Origin of the sequence: Corynebacterium propinquum DSM 44285 (assembly GCF_000375525.1) — a bacterium.
In the GTDB taxonomy this organism is placed as follows: Bacteria; Actinomycetota; Actinomycetes; order Mycobacteriales; family Mycobacteriaceae; genus Corynebacterium; species Corynebacterium propinquum.
Window position 1 is genome coordinate 331,528 of record NZ_AQXC01000001.1, and the last position, 24,153, is coordinate 355,680.

22 protein-coding genes are annotated in these 24,153 nt (G+C 57.6%); 5 read left to right on the forward strand and 17 right to left on the reverse strand.

Annotated elements, in window-relative coordinates; genetic code table 11:
- Positions 1 to 48: 48 nt before the first annotated feature.
- The 4 genes from thiO to B142_RS0101560 are packed head-to-tail and all read left to right on the forward strand — an operon-like array spanning position 49 to position 3,407.
- Positions 49 to 1,167: a glycine oxidase ThiO gene (gene thiO, locus B142_RS13115; RefSeq protein ID WP_026167744.1), complete on the forward strand. Its 1,119-nt coding sequence runs from the start codon at positions 49 to 51 to the stop codon at positions 1,165 to 1,167.
- A gap of 24 nt (positions 1,168 to 1,191) precedes the next feature.
- Positions 1,192 to 1,416, forward strand: a complete 225-nt coding sequence (gene thiS / locus B142_RS0101550; protein ID WP_018119782.1) for a sulfur carrier protein ThiS — start codon at positions 1,192 to 1,194, stop codon at positions 1,414 to 1,416.
- Positions 1,417 to 1,424: 8 nt separating this feature from the next.
- The gene (locus B142_RS0101555; protein ID WP_018119783.1) at positions 1,425 to 2,210 is read left to right on the forward strand and encodes a thiazole synthase; all 786 of its coding nucleotides are present in this window, start codon (positions 1,425 to 1,427) and stop codon (positions 2,208 to 2,210) included.
- A gap of 9 nt (positions 2,211 to 2,219) precedes the next feature.
- Positions 2,220 to 3,407 (forward strand): ThiF family adenylyltransferase, encoded by a 1,188-nt coding sequence (locus B142_RS0101560; protein ID WP_018119784.1) that lies wholly within the window; start codon positions 2,220 to 2,222, stop codon positions 3,405 to 3,407.
- Positions 3,408 to 3,511: 104 nt separating this feature from the next.
- Here the strand turns inward: B142_RS0101560 and B142_RS13455 are convergent, their stop codons facing one another.
- From B142_RS13455 to rpsP, 5 genes are all read right to left on the reverse strand, one after another.
- Positions 3,512 to 3,679, reverse strand: a complete 168-nt coding sequence (locus tag B142_RS13455; protein ID WP_018119785.1) for a hypothetical protein — start codon at positions 3,677 to 3,679, stop codon at positions 3,512 to 3,514.
- Positions 3,680 to 3,898: 219 nt separating this feature from the next.
- On the reverse strand, positions 3,899 to 6,250 hold the full coding sequence (locus B142_RS0101575; protein ID WP_018119787.1) for a Tex family protein: 2,352 nt from the start codon (positions 6,248 to 6,250) through the stop codon (positions 3,899 to 3,901).
- Between the two features lie 10 nt (positions 6,251 to 6,260).
- Positions 6,261 to 7,127, reverse strand: a complete 867-nt coding sequence (gene trmD / locus B142_RS0101580) for a tRNA (guanosine(37)-N1)-methyltransferase TrmD (protein ID WP_018119788.1) — start codon at positions 7,125 to 7,127, stop codon at positions 6,261 to 6,263.
- Complete coding sequence (gene rimM, locus B142_RS0101585) at positions 7,124 to 7,624, reverse strand: ribosome maturation factor RimM (protein WP_018119789.1); 501 nt, start codon at positions 7,622 to 7,624, stop codon at positions 7,124 to 7,126. The genes trmD and rimM overlap by 4 nt, the downstream gene beginning before the upstream one ends.
- Before the next feature lie 112 nt (positions 7,625 to 7,736).
- Positions 7,737 to 8,234 (reverse strand): 30S ribosomal protein S16, encoded by a 498-nt coding sequence (gene rpsP, locus B142_RS0101590; protein WP_018119790.1) that lies wholly within the window; start codon positions 8,232 to 8,234, stop codon positions 7,737 to 7,739.
- A gap of 294 nt (positions 8,235 to 8,528) precedes the next feature.
- On the opposite strand from rpsP, the gene B142_RS11525 reads away from it, so the two are divergent.
- The gene (locus B142_RS11525) at positions 8,529 to 10,616 is read left to right on the forward strand and encodes an acyltransferase family protein (RefSeq protein WP_018119791.1); all 2,088 of its coding nucleotides are present in this window, start codon (positions 8,529 to 8,531) and stop codon (positions 10,614 to 10,616) included.
- 38 nt (positions 10,617 to 10,654) lie between these two features.
- On the opposite strand, the gene ffh is transcribed toward B142_RS11525, so the two are convergent.
- The 12 genes from ffh to B142_RS0101655 all read right to left on the reverse strand — a co-directional run bounded on the left by ffh (position 10,655) and on the right by B142_RS0101655 (position 24,136).
- Entirely contained in the window at positions 10,655 to 12,244 is a 1,590-nt protein-coding gene (gene ffh, locus B142_RS0101600; protein ID WP_018119792.1) for a signal recognition particle protein, read from the reverse strand.
- Between the two features lie 150 nt (positions 12,245 to 12,394).
- A complete protein-coding gene (locus B142_RS0101605; RefSeq protein ID WP_018119793.1) occupies positions 12,395 to 12,733 on the reverse strand; it encodes a P-II family nitrogen regulator in 339 nt (112 codons plus the stop codon).
- A 66-nt stretch (positions 12,734 to 12,799) separates the two neighbouring features.
- Positions 12,800 to 14,122: an ammonium transporter gene (locus B142_RS0101610; RefSeq protein ID WP_018119794.1), complete on the reverse strand. Its 1,323-nt coding sequence runs from the start codon at positions 14,120 to 14,122 to the stop codon at positions 12,800 to 12,802.
- Between the two features lie 157 nt (positions 14,123 to 14,279).
- Entirely contained in the window at positions 14,280 to 14,672 is a 393-nt protein-coding gene (locus tag B142_RS0101615) for a cation:proton antiporter (protein ID WP_026167746.1), read from the reverse strand.
- On the reverse strand, positions 14,672 to 14,932 hold the full coding sequence (locus tag B142_RS0101620; RefSeq protein WP_018119796.1) for an MrpF/PhaF family protein: 261 nt from the start codon (positions 14,930 to 14,932) through the stop codon (positions 14,672 to 14,674). The genes B142_RS0101615 and B142_RS0101620 overlap by 1 nt, the downstream gene beginning before the upstream one ends.
- Positions 14,932 to 15,303, reverse strand: a complete 372-nt coding sequence (locus B142_RS0101625; RefSeq protein ID WP_018119797.1) for a Na+/H+ antiporter subunit E — start codon at positions 15,301 to 15,303, stop codon at positions 14,932 to 14,934. The genes B142_RS0101620 and B142_RS0101625 overlap by 1 nt, the downstream gene beginning before the upstream one ends.
- Positions 15,303 to 16,889, reverse strand: coding sequence for a monovalent cation/H+ antiporter subunit D family protein (locus B142_RS0101630; protein WP_018119798.1), 1,587 nt, complete (start codon positions 16,887 to 16,889; stop codon positions 15,303 to 15,305). The genes B142_RS0101625 and B142_RS0101630 overlap by 1 nt, the downstream gene beginning before the upstream one ends.
- Positions 16,889 to 17,236: a sodium:proton antiporter gene (locus B142_RS0101635; protein WP_018119799.1), complete on the reverse strand. Its 348-nt coding sequence runs from the start codon at positions 17,234 to 17,236 to the stop codon at positions 16,889 to 16,891. Before B142_RS0101635 ends, B142_RS0101630 begins: the two co-directional genes overlap by 1 nt.
- A 3-nt stretch (positions 17,237 to 17,239) precedes the next feature.
- Entirely contained in the window at positions 17,240 to 20,053 is a 2,814-nt protein-coding gene (locus B142_RS0101640; RefSeq protein WP_018119800.1) for a DUF4040 family protein, read from the reverse strand.
- Between the two features lie 24 nt (positions 20,054 to 20,077).
- Positions 20,078 to 21,760, reverse strand: coding sequence for a signal recognition particle-docking protein FtsY (gene ftsY / locus B142_RS0101645; RefSeq protein ID WP_018119801.1), 1,683 nt, complete (start codon positions 21,758 to 21,760; stop codon positions 20,078 to 20,080).
- Complete coding sequence (locus tag B142_RS11530) at positions 21,723 to 23,306, reverse strand: HNH endonuclease signature motif containing protein (protein WP_018119802.1); 1,584 nt, start codon at positions 23,304 to 23,306, stop codon at positions 21,723 to 21,725. The genes ftsY and B142_RS11530 overlap by 38 nt, the downstream gene beginning before the upstream one ends.
- The gene (locus B142_RS0101655; protein WP_026167748.1) at positions 23,258 to 24,136 is read right to left on the reverse strand and encodes a glycine betaine ABC transporter substrate-binding protein; all 879 of its coding nucleotides are present in this window, start codon (positions 24,134 to 24,136) and stop codon (positions 23,258 to 23,260) included. The genes B142_RS11530 and B142_RS0101655 overlap by 49 nt, the downstream gene beginning before the upstream one ends.
- Positions 24,137 to 24,153 lie beyond the last annotated feature (17 nt).

Here is a 24,153-nt window from a genome sequence, read left to right on the forward strand (position 1 = left end):
GCGGATTACCGAAACACGAAACAGGCCGCCACTGTCGTTGACGTTAATATCATCGGCGCTGGCATGGTGGGGCTGGCCACTGCGGTCGAACTAGCACACCACGGCCATAGCGTGCGCGTGATTGATCCCGCCCCAGCCTCCGGTGCGACGCATCATGCAGGAGGCATGCTGGCCCCGGCTGCGGAGGTGGTCTACCAGCAGGACCCGCTCTTTCCGCTCATGCAGAAATCCGGGCAGTGGTACCCGGAACTCATGGAGATTGTTGCCGCGCACACAGACCTTCCTACTGGCTATCGCACCGAAGGCACACTGGTAGTTGCCGCTGATCGCGCAGACTCGCAGCATTTGTCCGAGCTCATGAATTACCAAAATGCCCACGGCATGGAAGTGTCCAAGCTGACGGTGCGCCAAGCCCGTGCACTCGAACCTGCGCTTTCCCCCGCGGTGGCAGGTGCGGTGGAAATTCCCGGTGATCACCAAGTTTTCCCGCGTCTGACTGCCCGCGCGCTACTGGATGCCCTGGAGAATATGGGGGCGCAGATAGTGCGCGAAAAAGCCACGGCGGTGGAATCGGGCACGGTCGTGACAGAACATGGCCGCTATCCCGGCACCCAGGTGGTGCTCGCCAACGGTTTGGGAGCCGCACACATTTCCGGGGTGCTGGACGACGTCGACAAGCCCGACGTGCACCAGGCATTCCAACTGCGGCCGGTCTATGGCGAAGTTCTACAATTACACTGCCCAGCGCACGTGCAGCCACTGTGTGACCGGGTGATTCGCGGTTTCGTGGAAGACCGCCCGATCTATATCATCCCGCGTGCCGACGGCCGCATCACGATTGGTGCCACCAGCCGAGAAGATCACCGCTCTGGCCCACCAGCGTCCTCGGTCTATGACCTGCTGCGCGATGCCATCCGCATTGTGCCGGGAATTGAAGAATGCGAGTTCCTGGAAGCCACCACCGGCGCCCGCCCGGGCACCCCCAATGACCTGCCGTATTTGGGGCGGGTCAGTGCTAACCTGGTGGTATCTACCGGCTATTTTCGGCACGGGATTTTGCTTTCTGCGCTGGCTGCTCGCATCACGCGCGAACTCATCGACGGCGTGGATGACGATCAACTCAGCGTCGACATCAGTGCTTGTGCCCCGCTTCGCGATGCCCGCTAACTGCTCCCCTAGGAAGGACCGACCATGAGTAACGAATCCCCCAAAACCGTGCACATCACCGTCAATGATCAGCCGCACGAGACCTCCGCGGTTGACGTCACCGCCTTGGTCAAAGAAATTACCGGCAAAGACCTCACCGCCGGCATCGCGGTCGCGATTGATGGCGAGGTAGTACCGGCTTCACAATGGTGCCGCCTGCTGAACGACGGCGAGACCATTGATATTCTCAACGCGCGCCAGGGAGGCTAAGCAACCATATGCTCACGATTGCTGATCGCTCCTACGATTCCCGCCTGATCATGGGCACCGGTGGGTCGTCGTCACAGGAGATGTTGGAAAAAGCACTAGTGGCTTCCGGCACGCAGCTGACCACGGTGGCAATGCGGCGCTATTCTGCCGCAACCTCTACCGGAAGCGAATCCGTTTTTGAGTTGATGCAGCGTTTAGGCATTGACCCTTTGCCGAACACCGCAGGGTGCCGCACCGCCCGGGATGCCGTGATCACCGCGAAACTGGCTCGCGAAGCACTAGGCACCAACTGGGTGAAACTCGAGGTCATTGCCGACGAGCACACGCTTTTGCCCGATGTGACTGAAACCCTCGATGCATGCGAGTTGCTGGTCGACGAAGGTTTTACCGTCCTGGCTTATACCTCTGATGATCCAGTAGTGGCACGCAAGCTCGAAGACGCCGGGGCTGCCGCTGTGATGCCGCTAGGCTCACCGATTGGCACTGGCTTAGGAATTTTGAATCCGCACAATATCGAGCTGATTTGTTCCCGCACAGATATCCCCGTGCTGATCGACGCCGGTATCGGCACCGCCTCCGATGCTGCCTTCGCCATGGAGCTGGGATGTTCCGGAGTGCTGCTGGCTAGTGCCATCAACCGTTGCCAAGATCCAGTCGCGATGGCCGAGGCGATGCGTCACGCGGTGATCGGCGGCTATCTTTCCCGCACCGCCGGGCGTATCCCGCGCCGAGAGCATGCACAAGCCTCGAGCAGTTTCGATGGTCTGGCCTCGTGGTCGGACCAAGTGCTATAGGTAGAGGCCATGGCCACTGATCCTGCCGCTAACGCATACGATGCCCTTGCCCAGCTACCCGACCGTGAAATTCATCGCACCGCACGCCAGATGAATCTGCCGGGGTTTGGCCCGGTACAGCAGGCTCGTTTGCATGCCAGCCACGTCCTGATTATCGGGGCAGGTGGTTTGGGGTGCCCAGCTTTACAGCAGCTAGCGGCAGCCGGCGTCGGCACGATCACGCTGGTGGACGACGATACGGTGGATCTCAGCAATATCCACCGGCAGATTTTATTTGGCGCCGGAGATATCGGTAAGCCAAAGGTTGAGGTCGCTGCGGCGCGCGCCCGGGAATTGCAGCCGGAGATCCAGATTAATGCGGTCGCTGAGCGTGTGCGGGTTGATAACGTAGTGGAGCTAGTCGGCGGCGTGGACCTGGTATTGGATGGCTCGGATACCTTTGCCACCAAATACCTGGTCGCCGATGCCTGCGAGATTCTCGGCATCCCACTGGTGTGGGGCACAGTGTTGCGTTATTCCGGTGAGGTCGCCCTATGGCATTCCGGTGCTAGTGCCGATGGACAGCGGCAGGGCGTGCAACGCGGCGTCGGTTTACGGGATTTATTTCCGGAACAACCCGATGCCGCAAGCGCGCCCGATTGTGCGACCGCCGGTGTACTGGGGGTGACGACGTCCGTGGTTGCCGGGCTGATGTCTACCGAAGCCATCGCCTACCTTGCAGGGCTGCGCTCTGAGCCGGGACGGGTCCTTCGCTATCAGGCATTACCAGCTTCGCTCACGAGTTACCGGGTTGGTGCGGATCCGCAGCGTCCGTTGACCACGGAATTAGCTGCTTTTTATGGCACCAGTTGCGCGGTACCCAACACAGACCCGGCAGATACCCTGTTACAGCGTGTCGCTTCGGGTGCCGCGGTGGCGCTGGATGTGCGTGAGCCGCATGAAAAATACGTGGCGGATCTTGCCCAGCGCTACCATCCGCTGCGGCTTCCGTTGAGCGAGATCACCAGCAGCGCGGATATCGCCGACGCGCTTGGCGGTGCTGATGAGGCTGTGGTGTTTTGCGCATCCGGTGTGCGCAGCCAGCGTGTCGTCGACACGTACGCCGCAGCGCTGCCGCAGGTACAGCTGCATAGTCTGCCTGGCGGGGTGGGTGCTCTCGGCGCTGCCGATATCAACACCGATATCAATAACGCCTAGGTTCCACTCGGGACCTAACGGGGTCAAGAATTCAGCATCGCCGCAGGGCATGCGAAAAACCCGCTTCCCGAAAACGGGAGCGGGTGAGCACACTGGTTTAAGCTTTAGAGGTATTCCAGAGCGTTGAAACCACCAATGACCAGGCCCAGGCCCACGGCCATCACGATGAAGAAGCCAATGAACGGCAGGTAGACCTCAGACATATTCGACGGCTGATCGTCGCCGGATTTAATGTCCCGAGCCTCTTCTTGCCGGTCCTGCTTGGTGCTCATGCTCTGCCCCTTTAAATAGCTTTCTGAACTCGCACCCGGGAAATCATGGCGCAGTGGGCCACCCGGGCATTGTAGGCTTCAGTATACTTCCTGCTTCCTACAGAATCCAACGCACGTGGCCGAATGATCCAACGCGCGCCCGCAAACATAGCCGTAAGTTCGCGAGCCACAAATTCGCGAGCCATAATTTCGCGAGCCACGAATCCAGCTAGCTGAAACTTAAGATCCGAATCCGGCATTGCGCAACGCATCAGCCATGGAACCGGCGGGCTTATTCTTCTGCGTGCCGCCGTTTTTAACCTTGTCCTTAGCATGGTTCTTAGCCTTATTCTTGCCGCGTTTCTCACCCCGGTTGCTACCGCCGCGGTTATCCGCTGCCCTGGCTGCACCGGGTTTGTTCCCTGCGGGCCTGTTTCCGCCCGGTTTGTTTCCGCCAGCACCCGGCTCATCATCCAAGCGCAGGCTCAGCCCAATGCGTTGCCGGTCGACGTCGACATCCAGGACTTTCACCTTGACGATCTCACCGGAACGCACCACGGTGTGCGGATCAGAAACGAACTTGTTGCTCATCGCGGAGATATGCACCAAGCCGTCTTGGTGCACCCCAATATCCACGAACGCCCCGAAGGCAGCGACATTGGTTACCGTTCCTTCCAGGATCATGCCCGGTTGCAAATCCGACACCTTGGTCACGCCTTCTTTGAAACTGGCAGTGCGGAATTCTGGGCGCGGATCCCGCCCAGGTTTTTCCAGCTCAGCGATAATATCAGCGACGGTGAGTTCACCAAATTCGTCATCGGCGAACTCTGCAGGACGCAGCTGTGCCAGCCGAGTAGAATCACCAATCAACTCGCCGACGCCGGCGCCGACAGTCGCGGCAATTTTTTCTACCACTGGGTACGCCTCGGGGTGCACCGCGGAGGCATCCAAAGGATTATCCCCGCCGTTGATGCGCAAAAACCCTGCCGCCTGTTCAAACGCCTTCGGCCCCAAACGCGGCACCTTCGACAATTCCTTGCGCGTAGCAAACCGCCCATTCTGATGCCGGTAAGTCACCAGATTCTCTGCGACGGTCGCATTCAGCCCGGCAACGCGCTCCAGCAGTGGCACCGAGGCTGTGTTCACGTCCACGCCCACGCTATTCACCGCATCCTCGACGACGTCGTCCAGCGCCCGTGCCAGATTGGTCTGATTCACATCGTGCTGGTACTGCCCCACACCGATGGATTTCGGATCAATCTTTACTAGCTCAGCCAACGGGTCCTGCAAACGCCGGGCGATCGAGACAGCCCCGCGTAGCGAGACATCCATATCCGGCAACTCGGCTGCCGCCTGTTCCGAAGCGGAATACACCGATGCACCCGATTCCGAGACCACCACAACCTGCGGGCGGGGCTCCAGCGTGCCGACGACTTCCGCCGCCAACTCCTCGGACTCGCGAGAAGCCGTGCCGTTACCCACAGCCACCAACTCCACCGCATGCTGCGCACACAAACCGCGTAATACTTCCACCGCCTGCGACCACTGTTTTTGCGGCTGATGCGGGTAGACCACAGTCGTATCGACAACTTTTCCGGTGGCATCGACCACTGCGCATTTCACGCCATTGCGATAGCCCGGGTCCATGCCCAACATCGCTTTTTGCCCGGCGGGGGCAGCCAACAAGACATCACGCAAGTTCGTCGAAAAGACCTTCAGCGCCTCATCTTCGGCGTGGCTGCGCACACGGTTCCGCGCATCCAACCCGGCAGAAACCATCAGTTTGGTGCGCCAGCCCCAACGTACTGCCTGCGCCAGCCAGCTCGACGCCTCAGTATCAAGCTCGAACCTCTTTGCAATGAGGTGCTCGAAACCAGCATCGTCTCCACCATCGAAATCCAGCTGGATAATGCCTTCGGATTCCGCGCGCAACAACGCCAAGATCCGGTGCGATGGCAAAGCGGTCAATGGTTCCGAGAAATCAAAGTAATCACGGAATTTCGCGCCTTCGGTTTCTTTCCCGGCCACGACTTGGGCACCCAACGTGCCATCGCGGAAAAACTGCTCACGAACCTCACCCACCAGATCCGCATCAAGGGCGAACCTATCGACCAAAATCGCGCGGGCTCCATCGAGCGCCGATTTCGCATCGGCATAGCCGTCGACAAGAAAATCCTGCGCGGCTGCTTCTGGATCCACCGACGGATTAGCGATCAGTGCGTCCGTCAGTGGCTCCAGACCAGCCTCACGGGCCTTGTCGGCCTTGGTTTTCCTGCGCTTTTTGTACGGCAGGTACAGATCTTCCAAGCGCGCCTTCGAATCACATTCGGTGATCTCCGCGCGCAGCTTATCGGTGAGTTTGCCCTGTTCCTCGATCGCAGCCAGGATGGTTTCTTTGCGCGCCGCGAGTTCTTCCAGGTAATCCGCACGCTGTTGGATATGCCGCAGCTGGGTATCATCCAGCGCACCGGTGGCTTCCTTGCGGTAACGGGCGATAAACGGGACGGTGTTTCCTTCCGCGAGCAACGACAACGCCGCCTGCACGCGATTGCTGGAAACGCCTAATTCTTCGGCAATAACACTGGCGATCATTGGGCCAAGCCTAGTTATTCCCCATACCTTCAGCCAATATCGTGTGATCTTCTGTGCTCAGCTCCACAGCATCCAACAAATCCGGCCGCCGTGCTTGCGTACGCAGTAATGCTTGCCGACGCCGCCACTCCGCCACCTTGCCGTGATGGCCAGACGTGAGCACCTCCGGAATTTCTAGTCCGCGCCACACGCGCGGCTTGGTATACGACGGCGCTTCCAACAAACCATCGGAAAACGAATCTTCCTGGTGCGAACGCTGGTTGCCCAACACGCCTGGGATCAGCCGCACGATGGCCTCGGCGATCACCAGAGTCGCCACCTCGCCGCCGATCAACACATAATCGCCAATCGAGACCTCGCGCACCCGGTAGCGGCGGGCTGCATCGTCAATAACCCGCTGGTCGATGCCCTCATAGCGGCCGCAGGCAAAGACAATATGCTCCTCATTGGACCAGGCCTGCGCCTTGTCTTGGCTGAACACCACCCCTGCGGGGCTCGGCACCAGCAGCAACGGCGCATCCGGGTTCTCGCCAGCGCGCACGTCCCGGCCGTCGTAGCGCTGTGGGGTCGTTCCCGAAAGCTCATCGTGGGTAGCGCCGTGAATATGCTTAGCCGCCGATTCCAGTTGGTTAGCGGCATCTGCACGCTTTCCCGCCGCAATCTCATCGAGGGCCGGGCCCCACACCTCTGGCTTCATCACCATGCCCGGGCCGCCGCCGTAGGGCGAATCATCAACAGATTTGTGCACACCGCTGGCCCAGTCACGCAAATCGTGCACGCCGACGTTGAGCAAGCCGCGCTCAATCGCGCGCCCCAGCAGTGCGTGGCGCAGGGGTTGCAGGTATTCCGGGAAAATCGAGACGACGTCCAGCCTCACAGGTCCAGCAATCCTTCCGGCGGGGTGATTGTGATGGTGCCAGCCTCCAGGTCTACTTCAGCGATGAACTCGTCGACGAACGGAACTAAAGCTGTGCGGTCGTCGTCGGCAAACGTAATTTCCAGCAGGCTACGGTTAATGGTTTCTACCACACCGCTCACGGTTCCGATCTCCGCGCCATCGTGCCACACGCGCAGGCCCTCGAGATCGTGGTCATAGTAGCCGTCATCATCCGACTCATCAGCCGGGGCGAAAAACTCCATACCGCGCAGCGATTCCGCAGAGGTGCGGTCGGTGATCTCACTCAATGCCACCAACAGACGTCCCTTGTGTGGGCGCGCGCTACGAATACGCAACGATTGCGTACGACCCGCCTGGCGGCCTTCGATAACAGCATCCGGGGCAAAACGGCCCTCCGGATCATCCGTGGTTGTCTCCACCACGACCTCGCCGCGGATGCCGTGGGTTTTCACTACCCGACCAATACGTACGTCCATACCCCTAATTTAGCGTGTCGGTCATACCAAAAACCGCGTGGGTTCCCGGTTGGGAAACACCACGCGGTCTTAAGCGCACGAATAAGCGCTACAGGCTTTATGCGTTGGGCCTTTATTCGTTGGACTCAGCCTCAGCGTCAGCTTCGCCTTCAGCGGCAGCAGCTTTCTCCGCAGCAGCCTTTTCTTCGGCTTCCTTAGCAGCCTTAGCCTCGGCTTCTTCCTTGGCCTTCTTCTTCTTTTCAGTGATGGCCTCGATGGATGGGCCGTTGTTAGCCTCTTCCAAAGCCTTGTTGAACAGCTCCAGCTTGGATGGCTTCGGCTCGGCGGTCTTCAGGGTGCCTTCTGCACCTGGCAGACCCTTGTACTTCTGCCAATCACCGGTAACTTTCAGCAGCGCCAAAACAGGCTCGGTTGGCTGCGCACCAACGGACAACCAGTACTGAGCACGCTCGGAATCGATGTCGATCAGGGATGGCTCCTGCTTTGGCTGGTAGCGACCGATAACCTCGATCTCCTTGCCGTTACGACGAGTGCGCGAGTCCGCGATGACCACACGGTACTGTGGGGTACGGATCTTGCCGAGGCGTTGCAGCTTAATCTTGACAGCCATTGTTGGCTCCTTTTCTTGCTAGAGATTCACTGGGCAGTTCGGACACCTGCGGATGCAGGCCGGTTCAACCCTTGGATTAGTCTGCGCGTGATCCCGACTGCGACGACCGTAGACGAGCGCAGTGTTACGCAGAAACACAGACAGCATCACATCTTAACCTGCAAGCCTCGTTATGACCAAACCATGCGCGGACGTTCTCAGTAAACGTCCTTCGAATAGGGAACGCACACCAAAAGCGATACACTACCCAACGACCGAAAAATGCCTCACCCCGATGAAACATGTGAGCCTGTTTTGACCGAATCGTTAAACAAGCCCTCCTACCGCTATGACTTGGACGGCCTGCGCGGCCTTGCCATCGCTCTGGTGGTATTTTTTCATGTCTTCATCGGCCGGGTGTCCGGTGGTGTTGATGTCTTTTTGCTGCTGTCGGGATACTTTTTCCTCGGTTCGCAGTTGCGTTATGCCGCGCGTGACGACGCCTCACTGAACCCCTGGTGGCCCATGTGGCGGACGATCCGCAGGTTGGTGCCCGCGCTCGCGCTGGTCATCGGCGTCACCGTGGTTCTGGTGCTCATCGCCACCCCGTGGTTAATGAACATCGAATTCGCCCAGCAAATCTCTGCCAGCTTGCTGTACTACCAGAACTGGGAATTGACCCGCCAGGAAGCCGCCTATGCCGCGGCTGCACCGGAAATCTCACCGCTGCAGCACCTGTGGTCAATGTCGGTGCAGGGACAGTTCTACCTAGCAGCCATCGCCTTTGCCCTGCTTTTGGCCGCGTTATTGCGCTCACGCCGCGAACACATCACCCGGATCGCGGGCCCAATACTGCTCGTCGTCACGATTGTTTCTTTTGCTTACGCGTCCCGCTTCGGTGTCTACGGCACTCCGGATAATTACTATTCGACGTTTTCTCGCCTGTGGGAACTCTCTCTTGGTGCAGTGCTCGTTATTTATGGCAGCCGCATCACCATGCCGCGTTGGCTTGCCGACGTCACAGGCGTCATTGGTCTAGCGCTGTTGTTTGCCACCGGCATCATCGTGGAAGACTCCACGGCCTACCCTGGCCCCCTGTCACTGATCCCCTTGGGTGGTGCGGTGTTGTTGGTGCTCGGCGGCAACGGTGTGGTTGCACGCGGCCTGGCTACCCGTCCTATGCGTTGGTTGGGTGATATCGCCTATTCACTCTATTTATGGCATTGGGCGTTGTTGATTTTGGCGACGAATTTTTGGAGCCAATCCTCGCCGAACGTGGTCCTGGGAATCAGCATCATTGTCGTTTCCCTGGTGCTGGCATGGTTGACATATCGTTGCGTCGAAAAACCACTGCGCCAACAAAGTCGGCGGCGTACCACTGAGTCGCCGAAACTGTCCTGGCGCGCGCTGGGTGCGGGCGCGAAATCCCATCCGGGGCGCGTCACGGGTGCGGTAGTAACCACGATCGCCTTGCTTGCTTTATTGACCGTGCAGCCATGGTGGACCCAACGCCTGCACAATGAACGCAACCAACCGCTGCCCGTAGAGACTTATCCTGGCGTACTCGCCAACTTTGGCCACGATGTTCCTGACGACGTAGCAGTCGCGCCAGACCCGCAACTAGTTTCCAGTTTGCAGCCCGTGGTCTCCGAGGTTCATTGTTTTATTCCGAGTGATTTTCCTTCGTCTGTCCTGCAGTTCGAAGAATCCCGGTTCGGCGAGCCGTGTGTCTTCGGCGACAGGAACGCCGATAAGGCGGTCTATCTGGTTGGTGGGTCACACTCTGAGCAATGGGCTGGCCCACTGGATGCCTTGGGCAAAAAATATGGTTTCCGCCTCGAGGTCATGCTACGCGCCGGTTGCCCGATCGTCACCGGCCCAAATGACATGGTCGTTGGTTCCCATCAGATTGATCAGCGGTGCTATAACTGGGGCCAGAGGGTCATCGAAAAGCTACTGGATGAGCAGCCGGAATTGGTGATTTCGAATTCCACCCGCCCGTCTGGCGATTTCGGGCACGGCCCCGATTATGTGCCGTATGGGTATGCAGCGTTTTGGCAAGAGCTTGCCGACGCCGATATCGATTTCGTTGGGCTGCGCGACAATCCCTGGGGATTCCGCCCAAATGGCGAGCCATTCGATTTTAGTAATTGCTTAGTTAATGGCGGCCTGTGTTCGGTTGCGCGGAACCAGGTCTACCAAGAGGTTGATCCTGCCGAGGCCGTGCTTGATGAGCTCGGCATGGAAGCTGTCGATACTGCCGACTGGTTCTGCGACCGTCGTCGTTGTGATGTCGTTATTGGTAATATCGCCGTCTACCGCGATATGCACCATATTTCCAACGCATACGCAAAATCGGCCCAGCCATTGCTGGAGCCGATCATCAAGCGCTACGTGAACTAAGCGTGGACTAAGCCCTGCGTGAACCACAGGGCCAGAGCCTATTTCTTACCGAAGTTCAGCTTGCTCAAGTCGATGTTTTCCATGCCCGGCGGCATCTGCTGCTGCATTTTCTGCATGTCCTGCATCGATGGCATTCCGCCACCCATGCCTGGCATTCCAGGCATTCCCGGCATATTTGGCATGCCCTGGCCCTGACCACCGCCTTTTCCTTTCTTGCGCTTGCCCTTCTTGTTTTTGCGTCCCTTAGGCTTTTTCTTCGTCGCCGAACGCTTCGAACCGCCCATACCAGGCATGCCAAATTGCCCAGCCATCTTGCTCATCATCTTCTTGGCTTCAAAGAAGCGCTCCACCAGCTGGTTGACTTCCGAAACTTCCACACCGGAACCAGCCGCAATACGCTTGCGTCGGGAAGCGTTCAGAATCTTCGGGTCGTTGCGCTCTGCCGGAGTCATACCACGGATGATGGCCTGAATCCGGTCCAGCTGTTTCTCGTCGACCATGTCCGCCATCTTGGACATCTGGCTGCCGCCCGGCATCATCTTCAGCAGGTTGCCAATCGGCCCCATCTTGCGCACCATCATAAGCTGATCGAGGAAGTCGTTCAGCGTCATCTCACCGGAGCCCAGCTTATGCGCAGCTTCTTCGGCTTTCTGCTGGTCCAGGGTGGCTTCGGCCTGCTCGATCAGGGAGAGCATATCGCCCATGCCCAGAATACGGCTGGCCATACGCTCTGGGTGGAAGACATCGAAGTCAGTGAGCTTCTCACCAGAGGAGGCGTACATGATGGGTTTGCCGGTGACTTCCCGAATCGACAGCGCCGCACCACCACGTGCATCGCCGTCAAGCTTGGTCAATACCACACCGGTAAAGTCCACGCCATCACGGAAAGCTTCCGCGGTGTGGACGGCGTCCTGGCCAATCATCGAGTCGATGACGAATAAAACTTCATCCGGGTTAACGGCATCGCGGATATCACGCGCCTGGTTCATCAGGGTTTCGTCGATGCCCAACCGGCCCGCGGTGTCGATGATCACCACGTCGTGCTGGGCGGTACGGGCTTCTTCGATACCGTTGCGGGCGACCTCGACAGGATCGCCGTGCGAGGTTCCCATTTCGTGTTGGGAATCCAGGGAGGTTCCTGGATCAGGCGCGAAAGTCTTCACCCCTGCGCGCTCACCGACGATGCGCAACTGGTCGACAGCACCCGGACGCTGCAGGTCACAGGCCACCAGCATTGGGGTGTGGCCCTTGGATTCCAAGTGTTTAGCAAGCTTACCGGCCAGGGTGGTTTTACCAGCACCCTGCAAACCCGCCAGCATGATGACTGTTGGCGGGTTTTTCGCCAAGTTCAAGCGCCGAGTCTCCCCACCGAGGATGTCCTGGAGCTCCTCATTGACGATTTTGACGACTTGCTGCGCCGGGTTCAAAGCCTCCGAAACTTCTGCGCCGACGGCGCGTTCTTTAATGCGCTTGATAAAGCCGCGCACAACGGTGAGCGAAACGTCGGCTTCCAGCAACGCCAGCCGGATTTCGCGGGCGGTGGCGTTAATATCAGCCTCAGTCAGTTTGCCCTTGCCGCGAAGCCCTTTCAGGGCGGACTGTAGCCTGTCGGACAATGACTCAAACACGTTGCGTAACTCCCTACCGTTGGCATTTACTAGCCCTACCAGCCTAGCCGGTTTTGCCCACGCGGGTCATATCCGGCTCGCTTAATTCGAGCTAGCTAAGCAGCGGTCTTTGTCATTGCGATTCCACCGCAGTGGGCTAGTACGATTCGGCTAAATCGCTTTTTCGCCGCGCTCGCCGGTACGCACTCGAACAACGTCGTCGACCGGGGTGATCCAAATCTTGCCGTCACCAATTTCACCGGTGCAGGCCGCTTCTACGATTGCATCAACAACCTGCTCGACATCACCATCAGCGACGATTAGCTCGATTTTCGTCTTCGGCACAAACGACGTGTCGTATTCAGTACCACGGTAGATTTCTTTATGCCCGCGCTGCTGACCAAAACCTTCGGTCTCCGAAACGGTCATTCCCGGCGAGCCGAGCTTTTCCAAGGCTTTCTGGATATCGTCGAGCGTAAACGGCTTGACGACGGCTGTCACGAGTTTCATTGTGTGCTCCTAGCTGTATTTTCTGGGCGCTGAAAACGTGTTCTCGCTTCAGCTTAGTGGTGGCTGTTAGTTCCGGCTGCTGTGTCCACGCACGCCACGACCGCCAATATCGTAGCCAGTCTCACGGTGCCCACCGAAGTCAATACCGTCGGTTTCGATCTGGTCAGTGACACGCCAGCCCATCGTGGACTTCAGAATCAACGCAATGATCGTAGTAATCACGATGGTAAAGATCATGGCGATGGCGGCAATGAGAATCTGGATGAGCAACAGCTGCCAACCTTGCGCTCCACCGCCGGTAATAATGCCACGGTCGTTAGCGAAAAACGCTACGGCAACTGTGCCCCACAGGCCTGCAACGAGGTGAACGCCGACGACATCGAGCGAGTCGTCGAAGCCAAACCGGAACTTCAGGCCAACCCCCAGGCAGCCCAACATGCCACCGAGTACACCCATGATCAGCGAGGTGACCGGGTTCAGGTCGCCAGCAGCCGGGGTAATAGTGACCAGTCCAGCAACCACACCCGAGGCCGCACCAAGCGAGGTGCAGAATCCGTCGCGAACCTTTTCGACGAACAACCAACCCAAGATTGCAGCAGCTGTCGCAGCGGTGGTGTTTAGCCAAGCCAGGCCAGCCAGGCCGTCGGCGGCAAAAGCCGAACCGCCGTTGAACCCGAACCAACCAAACCACAGCATGCCTGCACCCAACATGACCATCGGCAAATTGTGCGGACGCTGCACGCTTTTCGGGAATCCCTTCCGCTTGCCGACGACAATAGCCAGCACCAGTGCGGCAGTACCGGCGGAAATGTGAACTACCGTGCCACCTGCAAAGTCGATCGGCGGAACCACAGCTTCTCCGCCTTCGGAACCAAAGATCCAGGCCGCAACGCTGTTATCGCCTTCGCCAAGGATTCCGCCACCCCACACCATGTGTGCCAGCGGGAAGTAGACAAATGTTGCCCACAGACCGCTAAATACCAACCATTTACCGAATTTCACACGTCCGGCCAAAGCACCCGAGATAATCGCAGTGGAAATCACTGCGAAGGTGAGTTGGAAGCCGATATCGATGATATTGGCGTAGCCTTCCGCCCCAACCAGGTATTCACCGGATTCATCGATAATGGAGTCCTTGAGACCGAAAAACTCAAAAGGGCTGGCAACGATTCCGCCCCACGACTGCGTGCCGTAGCTCATCGACCAACCCCATAAAACATAAACGATGCTAACGACGGCTAGCGAGCCAAACGACATCAGCATCATGTTGAGCACACCTCTGCGCTCTGTCATGCCTCCGTAAAAAAGTGCCAATGCTGGAGTCATGAGCAAAACCAAAGCTGCACTCATCAGCATCCAGGCGGCATTACCTGCAATTACCGTTTCCATAAACTCTCCTTGATATCAGCCTTACGAGATATAACGGTAGTACTACAGGTAATAAATATCTATCGAAAGATAGTTAGTGCCCTCATTTGGGGTAACAAAAGCCCCAAGCCATACGGCTTGGGGCTGTGTGGGGCTTCGAGACGTTGTGCGACTACTACTACTGGACCTTCCGTGCTTGCCCGGTCTCCTGCCGATATTGGAATTCCGATGGTGAAACGAATTCGCCTTCCCAGACGTTAGCCTCGTTGAACTGCACGTCCACGATGGCAACGTGGCGCAGAATTGACGAACGCGAAATCAAAATTGAGCCGATCGCAGAAGTGCCCAACAACAGGATAATCGCGCCGATGCCCACGATTGCGGTGGACCAGTGCGGGTCAAGCAAAAAGACTCCGATGATGATCATCGAGACTCCGAAGCCCGACGCCGTCGACAAGACAGACATGCGGGCATACACGTCGCGGAAAGTCAGCATTCCGGCGCCACAAATCACGAAGTTGCCCGCCCCGATGAGGATAAAGATCGAGGAAATAATTTCCATAACGTCCATTAGCGAGCACCCCTCAACAAAGCACGAGACAACGAAACGGCGGATAAGAACCCAACCACCGAGGCCACGAGCATCAAGTCAAACGTATAGCCAGAACCTTTCAGGAACCCACTAAGCCCCAAAAGTGCGACCAGCACGAACAACAAGAAGTCCGCTGCCGAAACGCGGTCCGAGCGAGTCGGGCCAACGAGCATACGATACGCAGCCGGCAGCGCCGACAACGCGATCATGACGATTGCAATAGCGATAACGGTAGTCATTATTTGGCGTCCTCATTCAGTCGTGGACGAAACATAATTCCTTTCAGCATGCGCTCTTCCATATCCCGAAGATCGTCGCGCAATTCGTCAGCGGATTTGTTGTACATGCCGTGCACATACATGATCCGGACACCATCTTTGGTCTCACCGGCGCCGACCACCAACGTGCCGGGGGTGATAGTCACCAAAGCTGCGAACAGCGTGTAGTGACCACCTTTGAAACTACGGGATTCATAGCGGGCCACACCGGGCGTCGAATCATGGCCGCGGGAAATGATGTCGCGAATCACCGACATATTCGCGACCACAAATTCCTTCAAGTACCACAGCCAGAAGCCCACCATGCGAAAAGGCCAAGTAGCAATATCCATTAGTTTTTCACCGCCTCAACGTAGCTGGAGGTATCCATCAGGTTATTGGCGGCGACCTCGGAATACTGCATCAAATATTCGCCGCCGAGGCCGAGTACCAGCGTGATAGCAGCGGTAATCACAGCAGGAGCTGCCAACCAGAAACCAACGCGGGATTTCGGTGTGGTTGTCGTTTCCGTCATGGTTTGCGAATCACTCCGGGTATAGGTCGCTACTCCGCCGCCCAACGTGCCATGTGCACCATCTGGGTCTTGCCCATGCCCTGGATCCGGTACTGGAGTTTTCGGGTCGCCCCAGAAGACGCCGCCCCAGATCTTCAACATCGATAACAACGTGATCAGCGAGACCACCACCATCACAACCAGTGGGTAGATCAAACCAGCATCCCATGTGCCCATCATCAACGAGAACTTCGCGACGAAACCAGAAAATGGTGGGATGCCAGCCAGCGACAACGCGGCAACGAAAAACGCCACGGCCATAATCGGTTCGCGTTTAGCCATCGCGGTTATCTTGCCCAGCTCGCCAGTGCCGTATTGCACCTCGATAGCACCAGTGGACATAAACAGCGAGGCTTTGACGATCATGTGGTGCACCAAGTAGAAAATACCGGCTGCCAGCCCAAGCTCGGTAAACAGTGCCACGCCCATCACGATATAACCCAACTGGGAGACCATGTGGAAGCCCAGAATCGACCGCGTGGTCTTTTCACCGACCGCACCTAATACGCCGACAAGCATGGTCAAGCTAAACAACGCGACCATGATCCACAGGAACCGTTCGTCGCCGTCGAAAAGCACCGCGTAGATGCGGTAGATCATGTACACACCGACCTTGGTGTGTAGACCAGAAAACAGCGCGGTAATCGCCGGGCTGGTGTATGGGTAAGTCTGGGCCAACCACGAGTGCACGGGCACGATCGATGCCTTGATAAACATCGCCAGCAAACAAACCGAACCAGCCAAGGCCACGGCCGGGTCTTCTTTCGCCGCACCGGCAAGCTCGGCGAGGTTAATGCTGCCTGCGGTGCCGTAGACCAAGCCCACACCAACCATGTAGAGCGTGGAGCCCAGCAGGTTCGATGCGATGAACAAGCGCATGCCGCCGACCAGCAGAGATCCGCCGCGCCGGTGAATCGTCAGCGCATACAGACCATAAGATGGCAGCAGCATGATCTCCAGGCAGACGAAGAAGTTGAACAGGTCGCCTGTCAAGATCGCACCGAAGACACCGGCCATCAGGATCAGGATCAACGGTGCGGAGAACCGTTGTTTCGTCAATCCCGTGGCTGCAGCAAACCAGGCACAAACCAGACCCAATACTGCCGTGGTGACAAGCATCAACACCGCGAACATGTCAGCAACGAACGGAATCGAATAACCGAAGCCCCACATGCCGATACCGTGCGCAATGGTTTGGCCTTCAGAGACCAACGGGAACAACGCCGCAGATGCTGCGACGGCTCCGCCCAGCGTGGCAAATAGCACGATGTCTTGCAGCAACTGGAAGCGGTGTCCGACGACGAGTATGCCGCCCAAGATCAACGGCAGCGCAGTAAACAGTGGTAGTAGTACAGCAATATCCATTACAGAACCACATCCTGCTCGCGTGCGAGGTTAACTTCGGGGCGGGTGGCATCGTCTTTCTTGCCGACGGCTGCCGTGACGAACATCAGAACCGAGATCGAGAACGAAATCACGATCGCGGTCAACACCAGCGCTTGTGGCAGCGGGTCCGCTGCTTCGGCAACGGCCGCAGTGTCATGGGAACCGAACGGTTCAGTGCGCGACGACGTACCGCCCGCCGCGATGAGGATCAGGTTCGCTCCGTGCGAGAGCAGCGTAAAGCCGAGTGCAATGCGCAGCATGTCGCGGCGCATCATGAGATACACCGCGCAGCCGACGAGTAAGCCGGCAGAAATGGCGAGAGTCATAAATTAGTTCCTTTCTGCCTGAGGTTCGGCTTCCAGGGACCGGTCTGCAAGATCCGCATCCGCTCCTGGTTCGCGGGCATCAGCTTCGTCGGAATTCAACCGCGGCATACCCAATAGGTTGAACGCGGCGAGGATCATACCGATCACCGCCAGGTACACACCAAGGTCGAACAACAGCGCCGTCGACAAGTGCATGCCCAAGATGTGCGTATCGAGAGGTTTCAGGAAGGATCCTTCGATAAAGCCCAGCAGGCCGGTGGCAACGGCAATCGTGATGCCGCCGCCAATCAACGCCATATATGGCAGACGGATCTTGGCTTCGGCGTTGGATGGTGCAGACAGGTAAACCAAGGCGAATCCAGCCGATGCGATCAGCGCAGCAACGAATCCACCACCGGCTTCGTTGTGCCCGCGGAAGAACAGCAGAATCGATAATGCAACGATAATTGGGCCGACCAGCTTCGTGGTGGCGCGCAAGAACACAGAGTTCGCGCGTGCATCAATTAACGGCGAAGCCTTATCCATGTGCGTGTCGTGGACCGCCAGCAAACGGTTATTGGACAACAGCACCGCGATTGCGATGCCGGCGACGCCAAGCACGGTCAGCTCGCCCAACGTATCGAAGGCACGGAATTCCACCAGGATGACGTTGACGATATTGGAACCGCCCGTGAGCTCTTCGGTTTCGCGCAAGAAATACTCCGAGACATCGGAGATCTCGCGGCGTCCGGTCAGCGCCAGCACCGCCAACATGGTGGACACACCAACGGCAACCGAAAGCACGATAGACCAAAAGTGTGAACGGCGTGTGTCTGGGGTGAAGTGATCCGGTAGCCGGTGCAGAATCAGCACCAGCACGCACACGGTCAGAATCTCGACAGTCAACTGGGTGTTCGCCACGTCGGCAGCACCCAAGATGTAGAACCACAGCGTCATGCCGAAGCCCGCGATCGAGACCACGACCACCACAGTCAGACGAGATTTCGCCATCACGGTAGCCATACAGCCCATTGCCACGAGCAACACAAAAATCCAGTCGATGGCCCAGGCCCGCTCGCCAACGACCTCTGGCAGATCGTTCAGGGTGAAGATGCCAATCACAGTCAGCGCGATAACACCAAGCAGCGGCAGCACCAGGTGGCGGCGCATCGACGTCGTGCCGGTTGCGGCAGTGAAATACTTATTACCGGTGTTAATGATGCCTTGACGTAGGAACTCCACCACGTAGAGGCCGGTGACCGGGGCACCGAATACGGACATGGCGCGGAACAGCTGATCACGGTTGAGAACCAGCAAGGCACCGACGACGATGATCAGCGCCGACATACCCAGAGCCATATTGAATCCGTGCCAAATAGCCAGGTGTACGTGTTGATCGGTACCGGTAACCGCCAACGCGGCATCGTCGACAAGACCGTCGACCGCGCCCGGGTACAGACCCAACGCAAGTGTCAGTGCAGCCAACAACGCGGGGATGATCCAGAAGCTCAAGGCGGCTTCTGGCACTGTCTTTTCCACGTCCTGCGCGTCTTTCTTGCCTGCACCGAAGACACCGATGATGTATTTGAAGGAATACACAAAGGTGAACATCGAAGTCAGTACAATGCCCGCGGTGATGAGGACGTTCATGTTATCGCCGAATGGTGCCTCCAGCGCCGCCTCGATCAAACCTTCTTTGGAGATGAAGCCGAACAACAGCGGAATTCCGGCCATCGAGGTTGCGGCAATAACGACCAAGGTCTTGGTCACTGGCATATTCGTGCGCACGTGTTGCAGCTCAGAGTATGACCGCGTACCCGATTCGTGTTCGACGATACCGACCGACATAAACAGCGCGGCTTTGAAGCAGGCGTGCGCAATGGTGTGCACGATCGCTGCAGTCAGTGCAGCATCGGTGCCGATACCGACGGTGGCGACCAACAGGCCGAGCTGCGACATTGTGGAATATGCGAGCAATTCTTTCAGGTCGTCGCGGGTCACTGCCGTCATGGCGCCGAAGGCAGCGGTGAACAAACCGCAGACGATCAGCAAGATATTCCAGATTGCTACCTCGCCAAACAGTGGCGAATAGCGCAAAATCAAGTAGATACCAGCCTTGACCATGGCTGCGGCGTGCAGATAGGCCGAGACCGGCGCGATAGCCACCATCGAGTCCGGCAACCAAGCCTGGAACGGGAATTGTGCAGACTTCGTAAACGCTGCACCCGCGACCAAGATGGCCACTACGGTCAAGGTTCCAGGGTTGTCCGCCCAGTAATCGGACGCAATGACTTCACTGAGCTGCATCGTGCCCGTCGATACGGACATGATGATGGTGGCAGTCAACAGCAACAGACCACCCAGCACCGTGACCAGGAGGGTACGGATGGCTGGCTGATGCCCCTTCTCACCGGAGTTCCCGATAAGGAAGAAGGAACACAGCGTCGTCATTTCCCAAGCAACATAGAAGACGAAAAGGTTATCGGTGGTCACCAACAACGCCATCGCCGCTGCGAAGCCTGTAATGAAGAAATAGAACGCTGAGTCCTTGTGGTGCAGGTAGCGGGTGGAATACATCAACACCCCGGCACCAATCACCAAGACCAACAGCAAAAAAACGAACGAGAGACCGTCGAGGCGGATATTAAAGTCCACGCCCAACGACGGTATCCACGACGTTGATTCCGTGTGTACCCCGTCGTAGACGGAAACCGCCATAACGGTTGCAATGATTAGCGGTAGCGCCAACACCCAACCCGCGTTTCGGCCTAGTAGGCGCGAACACAGCGGGGCGCTGGCCACCGTCACCCCGAGTAGCGCTAATAAGGAAAAAATCATCGTCGCTTAGGTTATCACGTTCAGCTAACGCTCATTTCCCAAGAGCGCGTCGACAAAAGACTCGATTTCGAACGGCGCCAAATCATCTGCACCTTCGCCCAAGCCAACGAGTTTGACCGGAACACCAAGTTCTTCTTGCACCTGGAAGACAATGCCTCCCTTAGCGGTGCCATCGAGCTTGGTCAACACCACGCCGCTGATGTCGACGACCTCCCGGAATACACGAGCCTGCGCCAAACCATTCTGGCCGACGGTCGCATCGATGACCAGCAAAACCTCGTCGACTTCCGCTTTCTTCTCGATGACGCGTTTGACCTTGCCCAACTGGTCCATCAGGTTATTCGACGTGTGCAAGCGGCCTGCGGTATCGACCAAGACCACGTCAACGCCCTCGTCGACGCCGGTGGCGACTGCATCGAAGGCGACCGAGGCTGGGTCTGCTCCTTCAGCGCCACGCACGGTGGTTGCGCCCACACGTCGTCCCCAGGTTTCCAGTTGGTCCGCCGCTGCCGCACGGAAGGTATCCGCGGCACCAAAGACAACATCGTGGCCCATGGCGACCAACACGCGCCCGAGTTTGCCCGTGGTCGTCGTTTTGCCTGTGCCGTTAACGCCGACGATCATGGCGACGGCTGGCTTTCCGTCGTGCGGCATGGCTTTGATGGAGCGGTCCATCTCTGGCTTACCGACTTCGATGAGAGCCTCACGCAGCATCGCACGGGCTTCGGCTTCACTCGACACACCACGCTCTGCGATTTTGTCGCGCAGCAAGTCGGTGACTTTCATGGTGGCGTTGGTTCCCAGATCCGCCATGATCAGGGTGTCTTCAATTTCTTCCCAGGCGTCCTCGTCCAGATCACCTGCGGTGAGAAGCCCCAGGACGCCCTGCCCGATCGCGCTTTGCGACTTAGATAGACGCCCGCGCAGCTTCGACAGACGCCCCGCCGCCGGCGCAATGTCTTCTTTGGACGCAATGTCTGCTGCTTTGGGCGCAGCGTCTTCTTTCACAGCAGGCTCTACTGCTGGCTCCGGCGCAGGCTCAGCTTCTTCTGATTGAGCTTCTTCTGACTCAACCTGTTCTGGCCCAGCTTCGTGCTCGGCTACGGGCTCGGACTCGACGTCCGGCTTTGCCTCGCTCGAAGTTTCCGGTTCGGTCTCTTCAGCGTCTTCTGCGGGCTCCCCTACCGGCTCCGCGGTGTCCGGTTCTGTTTTCTTATCCTGCGCTTCAGATTCAGCTTGAGCCGCTTCAGGTTGAGCCTTTTCAGGTCGAGCTTCTGCAACCTCAGCAGATTCAACAACGGACTCATCCGCATGCGCTTCATCCGGTGTTTCAACCGGCTCTTGTGCTTCCGGCTTTTCTTCCGCCAGTGGCTCACGCGGCTCACGTGGCACAGTTGTCGGCTCTTGTGGCTCCGGCTTAACAACTGGCTGCTTCTCGCCTGCCCCTCCAGAAGCAAAATTAAAACCACCGGTGGCTTGGTAATTACCGGATTTTTGCTGTTGCGTCAGCTGTTTCGGTTCCTCGGCATCCTCACCACCGAAACGGACTGTCTTCGACTTTTTACGCTTGGTACCAACGATGAGCGCAATGATGACGATCAGCGCCAGCACAACAGCGGCGACGATCACCCAAAACGCGACGGCATTGTTTGTCGCAAAATCAACGAGACTATCCCACCATGATTCTGAAGTATTCATGGTCTCCATTCTGGCAGCCTTCCTTGTTTTTTACATGCGCAGCCCCAAAATTGTCCCGCACTGACTCTCGACGCAGTTTCGCTCCTGACGATTTCTTCGCTGCTGATGACTCATTAGTAGCGAATTTACCGTTGGCATACCGGTGCCCAACTCTGCCGGTTACCGGATCTCTTTCTGCATGCCCCATATTGTTGTGCCCATCATGTTTGTCGTTGTTATCAACATGATGTGATCTGCACAAAAGGGTTAGATTCTCTATATCGGTAACACCACCTGCCAGCCACGGATCCAGATGATGCACATCGCATTCGTACCAATACGCTGCGCATCCCGGGTAAGTACAAGTCAATTCCGTCGTTGCCAGCGCAAGCTTTTGATACAAACTTGCGCTGCGCTTGCCTTTCGCCAGCGCCAACGGAAGTGACGCATTGTTGTCAGTCAAGGCCACGAAGTCATGTGTTCCGGCTTGCAAAGCTAATAGATCGGCTGGTGTGAGCTGATCCCCAGTTCCGGTGGTGAACAACGTCGATCCCGTCATGTTTTCCACTTCAGCCACCGTCGTGGTGACAATAATGCTGCTCACACCACCATTGTGTGTTTGCCGGTAACGGTCGACATCAACGCAGAGATCCGCAAGCTTGTCGACGCGGCGCTGCGCCAGCGTACGCGGGTCCGTCGACTCATCGGCTTTACTGGTTCCGCACCCAAGCACAGCCTTGACGACGGCTGCACGCTTGGCATCAAGGTAGCCGGAAAAACGCACGCCACCGTAGCGATCTGGCTCGGAAAACCGCAAACCACGGCGCCGAGAGGCTGCATCACGTCCGCGTAACAACGCGCGATCATCGACCTCTGTATTGGCTTCCCACACGCGCTCGGCCAGCCATGCACGCAAATCCCGGAGACCACGACCATCGTGATATTCCCCGATGGCTTCTCGCATAACCTCCACCTGCGATACCAATGCGAAAGGCAGCAAGTGTTTTACTTCGCGGCGAATAGCAGCGAGCACATGTTCCGGCACCGCAGCGTCGGTGTGTGCACGTAGCACGTCATGTTGGGCCGCACGAGCATTGTCATCACGAGAATCCATCTGTTCGCGAATCTCGCCCCGCTCAGCGTCGTCAAGACCAAGCGATGCAAGTTTGTCCTCGTCGACAGTGGTGCACGGCTCGTCGAAAAGCAACGCGGCCTGATCCAAACGGCCTTGCGCCAGCGCACGGGACAGGCCAAGCACTTGCATCAGGTACTGAATGGGCTTGGAAGATCCAACGATGCGCCCAGCATCCGCGGCTACCACAGCCTGCGCGAAATAGGCATCCAACAGGGTTTTCTTTGCGGCCACCACTTCTAGCTTTTCAAAAGCGTCTCGCAGGTCAGAAAACTGAGCACCGTTGTCGAAAAGCGTTTCTTGCAGCTCCGCAAATCCTGCGGCGATCTTGTCGACGCCCGACGCTAAACGTTGCGCAACCGGAGAAGACGAGCCCTTCGTGCGGCATTCCCACGCTATTGCCCAGGCCAGGCAGGAAGAGAATCGCCGTATTGTTCGATCCACTCAGCAATCGCTTTTTGCTCTTCGCCCTCGTCATATTTGTTCAGCAGCAGATCCTCGAGCGCACCATATTCCTCGTCAGACAGCGAAATCTCAGAAATCCACTGCGCCAACTCCGGATGCTCAGCGGAAAAGTCCGGCCGCGCCAGGGTGTGCAAGCCTTCCGGCTCCCCCAGCGCGCCCTTCGGGTCAGCCAAATCCTTCACCGGATAGGAATTATTCGCCCAGTACGGCCGCCACAAAGTCACCACAACATCGCGGTGCTCAGCGATCGCGTCGTCCAGCTCAGCCAACATGGCGGGAGTCGACGAGGTTTTCAACGTGTACGCGTCCAAACCATATTCCGGCATAACCTCGTTTTGCACGACGTTAACCACACCAGAACCAGCTTCAATTCCGATGATATCGCCGTCGAAACGGGCTTCCGCGCCAACCAAATCCTCAATGGAATCCAGCTCGCTATATTCGGGAACAGCCAAGGTCAATCGGGCATTGGGGAAGAAAACCCCGACGTCTTCAATATTGTCTTTGAAACGCTCCCACTGATCCTTGTTGGTGCGTTCCGGCCAGCTCGACGGCACAATATCAATATCGCCATTGGACACGGCCGTATACACCGCCGCGACATCGTTGACCTCTGTGTGCTCGAAACTATAGCCGTGCTCGGAAGCGACATGCTCGATCAAATTGGCCATGAGCAGCATATCGCTCCACGCTGTCATATAACCGAGGGTTAGTTCCTTGTCATCCCCCTCAGCAGATTCGTTCGAACACGCCGCCAGCGCCACCGAAGCAGCCGCCAGCATGGATACAAATGCTATTTTCTTTTTCACACCGCTAGTCTACGTGC

Bases quoted from the DNA above. Each gene is read 5' to 3' on its own strand.
- thiS (WP_018119782.1), top strand. From the start codon at position 1,192: ATGAGTAACGAATCCCCCAAAACCGTGCACATCACCGTCAATGATCAG.
- B142_RS0101555 (WP_018119783.1), top strand. From the start codon at position 1,425: ATGCTCACGATTGCTGATCGCTCCTACGATTCCCGCCTGATCATGGGC.
- B142_RS0101560 (WP_018119784.1), top strand. From the start codon at position 2,220: ATGGCCACTGATCCTGCCGCTAACGCATACGATGCCCTTGCCCAGCTA.
- B142_RS13455 (WP_018119785.1), bottom strand. From the start codon at position 3,679: ATGAGCACCAAGCAGGACCGGCAAGAAGAGGCTCGGGACATTAAATCC.
- B142_RS0101575 (WP_018119787.1), bottom strand. From the start codon at position 6,250: ATGATCGCCAGTGTTATTGCCGAAGAATTAGGCGTTTCCAGCAATCGC.
- rimM (WP_018119789.1), bottom strand. From the start codon at position 7,624: ATGGACGTACGTATTGGTCGGGTAGTGAAAACCCACGGCATCCGCGGC.
- rpsP (WP_018119790.1), bottom strand. From the start codon at position 8,234: ATGGCTGTCAAGATTAAGCTGCAACGCCTCGGCAAGATCCGTACCCCA.
- B142_RS0101605 (WP_018119793.1), bottom strand. From the start codon at position 12,733: ATGAAACTCGTGACAGCCGTCGTCAAGCCGTTTACGCTCGACGATATC.
- B142_RS0101610 (WP_018119794.1), bottom strand. From the start codon at position 14,122: ATGGAAACGGTAATTGCAGGTAATGCCGCCTGGATGCTGATGAGTGCA.
- B142_RS0101615 (WP_026167746.1), bottom strand. From the start codon at position 14,672: ATGGACGTTATGGAAATTATTTCCTCGATCTTTATCCTCATCGGGGCG.
- B142_RS0101620 (WP_018119796.1), bottom strand. From the start codon at position 14,932: ATGACTACCGTTATCGCTATTGCAATCGTCATGATCGCGTTGTCGGCG.
- B142_RS0101625 (WP_018119797.1), bottom strand. From the start codon at position 15,303: ATGGATATTGCTACTTGGCCTTTTCGCATGGTGGGCTTCTGGCTGTGG.
- B142_RS0101630 (WP_018119798.1), bottom strand. From the start codon at position 16,889: ATGGATATTGCTGTACTACTACCACTGTTTACTGCGCTGCCGTTGATC.
- B142_RS0101635 (WP_018119799.1), bottom strand. From the start codon at position 17,236: ATGACTCTCGCCATTTCTGCCGGCTTACTCGTCGGCTGCGCGGTGTAT.
- B142_RS0101640 (WP_018119800.1), bottom strand. From the start codon at position 20,053: ATGATTTTTTCCTTATTAGCGCTACTCGGGGTGACGGTGGCCAGCGCC.
- ftsY (WP_018119801.1), bottom strand. From the start codon at position 21,760: ATGGAGACCATGAATACTTCAGAATCATGGTGGGATAGTCTCGTTGAT.